2 protein-coding genes are annotated in these 864 nt (G+C 71.3%); both read left to right on the top strand.

Annotated elements, in window-relative coordinates:
- On the top strand, positions 1-480 hold a 480-nt coding region (locus N878_RS22925; RefSeq protein ID WP_021445839.1), incomplete at its 5' end, for an ABC transporter permease.
- Positions 477-864: ABC transporter permease (locus tag N878_RS22920; RefSeq protein ID WP_021445838.1), on the top strand; the 388-nt coding region annotated here is incomplete at its 3' end. The genes N878_RS22925 and N878_RS22920, both read left to right, overlap by 4 nt.

The raw sequence follows: 864 nt of genomic DNA, 5'->3' as shown, positions 1-864 counted from the left end.
AATCTCGCGCGCTGGCCGGTGCGCGGCCTGCTGATCTTCCTGCGCAGCGTGCCGGAGATCGTCTGGGCACTGCTGTTCGTCCGCGCCGTCGGCCTCGGCCCGACCGCCGGGGTGCTGGCCATCGCCATCACCTACGCCGGCATGCTCGGCAAGGTCTACGCGGAAATCTTCGAGTCGGTCGACGCCCGCCCCAGCCGCGCCCTGCTGCTGGCCGGCAGTGGCCGCCTGAGCGCCTTCGCCTACGGCGTGCTGCCCAATGCCGCGGGAGAGATGCTGTCCTACACCGTGTACCGCTGGGAATGCGCGATCCGCGCCTCGGTGGTGATGGGCTTCGTCGGCGCCGGCGGCCTCGGCCAGCAGATCGACCTGTCGATGCGCATGTTCGCCGGCGGCGAGGTGGCCAGCATGCTGCTGGTGTTCCTCGCCCTGGTGCTGCTGGCCGACCAGCTCAGCCGCCTGCTGCGCGCGAGGCTGCTATGAGAACCGGCAACCTGATTCTGCTCGCCGCCCTGATCGCCGCGGTGATCGCTTCCTTCCTCTACCTGGGCATCGACCTGGCCGGCCTGGTTGGTGGCGACAGCCTGACGCAGATGGCCAGGTACGCCGGCGGCTTTATGCAGCCGGACTTCTCCGCCGCGCACCTGCAGGCCATCGGCCGCGGCGCCCTGGAAACCCTGGCCATGTCCGCCATCGGCACCCTGCTCGCCGCCCTGCTAGGCCTGGCCCTGGCGCTGCCGGCCGCCGGGCGTTTCGGCGGCTTTGCCCTGCATGCCACACGCCTGCTGCTCAACGCCCTGCGCGCCATCCCCGAACTGGTGTGGGCCGCGCTGATGGTGCTGGCCGCCGGCCTCGGCCCCAACGCCG

The sequence above is a fragment of the Pseudomonas sp. EGD-AK9 genome, from assembly GCF_000465935.2.
GTDB lineage: Bacteria > Pseudomonadota > Gammaproteobacteria > Pseudomonadales > Pseudomonadaceae > Aquipseudomonas.
This window is presented reverse-complemented; position numbering and strand designations above follow the sequence as displayed.